Source organism: Haladaptatus sp., assembly GCF_049589095.1.
Taxonomy (GTDB): domain Archaea; phylum Halobacteriota; class Halobacteria; order Halobacteriales; family Haladaptataceae; genus Haladaptatus.
The window spans coordinates 1-4,277 of record NZ_JBAWAC010000176.1 but is presented as its reverse complement, the minus strand read 5'-3'; the positions used below and the strand labels follow the sequence as shown (position 1 = coordinate 4,277).

Annotated in this window: 3 protein-coding genes; all 3 read right to left on the bottom strand. The window is 63.1% G+C overall.

The features are described from left to right. On the bottom strand, positions 1–2,631 hold a 2,631-nt coding region (locus WBV42_RS05920), incomplete at its 3' end, for an AAA domain-containing protein (protein WP_423985204.1). Positions 2,632–2,844: 213 nt separating this feature from the next. Continuing rightward, positions 2,845–3,039, bottom strand: a complete 195-nt coding sequence (locus tag WBV42_RS05915; protein WP_423985203.1) for a hypothetical protein — start codon at positions 3,037–3,039, stop codon at positions 2,845–2,847. Positions 3,040–3,085: 46 nt separating this feature from the next. Next, complete coding sequence (fen, locus tag WBV42_RS05910; protein ID WP_423985202.1) at positions 3,086–4,066, bottom strand: flap endonuclease-1; 981 nt, start codon at positions 4,064–4,066, stop codon at positions 3,086–3,088. Positions 4,067–4,277 lie beyond the last annotated feature (211 nt).

Here is a 4,277-nt window from a genome sequence, read left to right as displayed (position 1 = left end):
GTCGTACAAGGGCGACGAGCGCAGGGCGCGCTCGTCGCCGACGAGGACGAGGGATTTTTTGGCCCGGGTCAGCGCGACGTTCACCCGGCGATAGTCGTCGAAGATGGGACTGTCCAAGTCGCCCGTGGCGACGAACGAGACGATGATGACCTCCTTGCTCGACCCCTGGAACCGATCCACCGTATCGACCGCGACCGAATCCGGAACCCTTCGAGAAATCTCGGCGACCTGCGCCCGGAACGGCGCGATGACGCCGATGTCCTCGCGGGCGACGCCCGCCTCCACGAACTCCGAGACGAGTTCGGTCACACGCTCGGCCTCGACGGGGTTCGTGTTGCCCGCCGTAGTTCCACCCGGATCGACGAAGCTCACGCCGTTACGGAGTTTCGGTGAAAGGGCGTCCGGATCGACCGTCGGGAGGTTCTCGATTCTCTGGGCTGCAACCTCGCCGTTCGCCGGACGGAGCATCCCGTCGTAGAACTCCCGCGAGGAGAACGCCTGAATCCGCTGTGCCATCCGGTACTGGCGGTCGAGCATGACGGACGCCTCGGGGTACCGTTCGACGAGACGCTGGAACAGGGACGTCGAGAGGTCAGTTTCTGCCCTCACGACCGGCGGCAGTTGATGATGGTCGCCGACGAGGACGAACCGCTCGGCGAGGTTGATGGCCGCGTGTGTCGCGGGTTCGGTCAACTGCGATGCCTCGTCCACGAGCGCCACGTCGAACGCCTCCTCGCGCATGATCCGCGAACCGCAGGTCGCCGTCGTAGCGGCGACGACGCTCGCCCCCTTGAGTTCGGCGACGCGCGCGCCCGGGTCGCCGCTCCGCTCCAGTCGAACGTCCTGCATGTCCGCGCGGACGCCGGTCTCCGTGCCGACGCGAACGATTTCCTCTTCTCCGAATCCTTGCTCCCGGAGCGCTTCGAGCGCGTTGTCCACGGCGCGGTTCGTGAACGCCGACAGCAGGACGCGGTTGCCGTCCTCCACCAGCGCCCGAATGGTCCGCGCGATGGTGTAAGTCTTCCCCGTTCCGGGCGGGCCGTGGATGAGCGCGCAGTCCTTCGCGTTCACCGCGAGGTTGACCGCCTCGTTCTGGGCGTCGTTGTTCTCGATGAAGGGTCGGATTCCTTCCTCGAACTCCGGTTCCGTCCTGCCGAACAGCACGTCCTTTCGCCGTTCGTCGCCCTTCAGCAGGGCGTCGTGCAGCGCGGTCAACATCGCGTCGGACGAGAACTCCGAGGGGTACACGTCCAGCCTGCGGAGTTCGACGGGTTCGTCCGTCGTGACGACGATTTCGTCCCCGAGTTTCACGACCCGAGCCAGTTCCGCGTGCCCGCTGACCGGGTGGCCGTTGCTGGCGAGGACGACGTCGCCCTCCCGAATTTTCGAGACTGCATCGTCGGTTCGTCGGGCCCGGAGCTCCCAGCGCTCGCCTTCGATCTGGGTTTGACCTGCGGGTTCCAACCCGATGAGCGCGCGGTCGTCGTCGGCCCGCTCCTCGGCCGTCTGTTCCCAGAGTTTGGCGTACTCGCGGTGGGTCGCCCGCCGTTCCTTTTCGATTTGCTCGTACTTCTCCCGGAAGTACTCACGCTCGTCCTCGGGGATGGGGCGGCCGATTTGGCCCGCCTTCGACTCCTGATCCAGACGCCCCGAAACGACCATGCAGGTGTCCTTCTCGAAGCAGTACTCGCATTTGGCGTTCGCCTCGTATCCCGTCGGAACGCTCATGTCGAACTCCGCGGCGGCTATCTCGTTGCGGGTTCGGACGACGAATTCCAGCAGTCCCTTGGCGATGGCAAACTCCTTCGCGGGCGAGAGGTCGCCCGTCTCCTCGGTGCGGTCCAGCGCCGAGTTCTTCGTGTACAGCAGGGTGCCCGTGTCGGCCGGAACGTCGCGCTCTTGCAGGAGAAGGGCGTAGCAGGCCGCCTGGATCTTGTCCTGAAAGCGCGGGTCGCGGTTCGTGTTCTTGCCCGTCTTCAGTTCGACCGGCATCCCGCGACGGAGCGCGTCACACCGACCCTTGATGCCGAAACGTTCGCTGATGAGTGTGTACTCGCTCCGCCAGTCGTCCGTGTCGTCGAGGACGCCCTGTTCCAACCAGCCCTCGATGGCGCTGGCGTTCTGGCGTACCTCGCCCACCACTTCATCCGCTTCGCGTCCGAGCAGGCCGAGTTGCAGGCCGACCTCCTCGACGCGCTCTTCGATGGATTCGTCCAGTTCCCGACCGCGGAGCAGATCACCGAACACCTCGTGGACGATGGTCCCTTTGACGACGGGGTAGTTCAGCGGAATCCCCGACAGTTTGTTCAGGTAGTACATCCGGGGGCACTGCACCCACGACCGAACGTCCGTCACGTTCACGAGGAATGCCGGTTCGACCACGACGTAGGACTCCTTGCTCGTCGCATAGCTCGTCTCGCCCTGGTACTCGGATTCCTCGACGTCCGTCACCAGCAGTTCCATCCCCGCTTCGAGATACTCCGCCGTCTCCGTCCACTTGCCCCACAGCGTCACCGTCTCCGGCACGTCGTCGTCCGGTTGTACGACGACTTCCACGAGGTCGCGTTCCCCGTACTGCGTACTCACGGTCCGCACCTCTCCCGGCTCGGTGACCGTCCCCCGTATATTCACGAACCGTTCGTACTTGCCCTCGCGGAAAAATACTGTCGATTACGACGGCGGAGACGAATTGGGGTTGATTTTGGATTTTGTGAAATTTTCGGTTCCAAGAGATAGCCCTCGAAAGACCCCGTTCGGTCACGCAAACGAAGTGAGGATGACGTGGTGGGAACTCGTTTCCGATTGTATTCGATCACAACGTCAAAATCAGTTCCAACTCCGGACTCACTCCCCATCCGAGACGAGGGTCCACGGCGGGTCGATAACCCCGATCATGGTGAGGACGATGGCCGGGAACCAGTAGATGGCGATGATTTCCAGCGTGAGGCTGTCGTACAACAGGAGAAAGCCGAAGAGGAAGACGAAGGGGACGACGAAAATCGACCAGACGGCTAACGTTCGTTGCTGCTCCTCGTCCATTGGCGGGAGGTCGAACGAGGGGGGTAAGAATCCTTCGAAAGCCGGGCTACGTCCACTGGTCGAGACCGGTCTGGGTGATGCTCTCCTCGATGCGCTCGAACCCGCGTGCGACCTCGTCCTCGTGGACTTTCCACTCGTCGACGACGTACTCGCGGGCCGCCGCAATGTCGGGGTCCATCGACGCGTCGAACTCGTACTCGTCGGTCACGTTGGGGTCCAGAAACATCCCGCGGATGATTTCGACGTTCTCGATGTAGGCGTCACGCTCTTCGAGGACGCTGAAGAGGTCGCCGTGTTCCTTGACGCCTTTGAGTGCCGTTTTCGGGCCGACACCGGAGACTCCTTCGTTGAAGTCGGTGCCACAGAGGATGGCGATATCGACCAACTGCTCCCACGTGATGTCGTGTTCTTCGAGCGTGGCCTCGAAGTCCATCAGTTCCGGGTCGCCCTTGCTAGTCAATTGGCGGAGCGTGAGCGGCGCGCCGAGGAGGAGCGCGTCGTAATCCTCCGTTCCGGCGTAATCGACCGCGCCCGTTCGCGCCATGTGCGCCGCCTGTGCCTCCCCTTCGGCGGGGGCCTCGACGACGGGCACGTCGAGCAGGTCGAGCAGTTCCCGCGTCGTTTCCTGAATGACGGGCGTGAGCCGCTGGGTGTGGGCTTCGAGTCGGGCGACTTCGATGGCGTCGCCCTCCTCGCGTGCATCCTCCAGTTGGTCCTCCAGTTTCTCGCGCTGTTCGCGTCGGCTCTCGATCTCGTCGCTCTTCAGGTCCGTGACGTGGCCGTCGAAGACGAAGACGGGAACCAGATCGTGTTCGAAGAACTTCGGCAGGCCTTGGACGACGCCGACCAGATTGGCGACCTCGGTGCCGTCCTCGGTGGTGTACACCTCGTCGCTGGTCCACTTGACCGTCGTCGTGAGATAACGATAGAGCCAATTGTGGGCGTCGATGGCGACGACCGAGCCTTCGATGTCGTCGAAGCTGACCTCCTCCAGGGATGCGAGTTGCCGCAGTGCGGAATTACCCATTTGGCGACGCTAAGGGCGGGAACGGCTTGAAAGCTCCCGTCCGGGATGGAAGCACAAGGAGAATCGGAACAGTTGGAGAAAAGAGTGAGAGAGGAGGGAAGGTGAGATGGGAAGAGACGTGTGAGAGAAGAGTGGAACACCGGGTTCACGACGAACGCCGATCAGTTTCCGGATTTCGTGCCGGTCGTCGTGCTGGTCGAGTTCGTCGTGG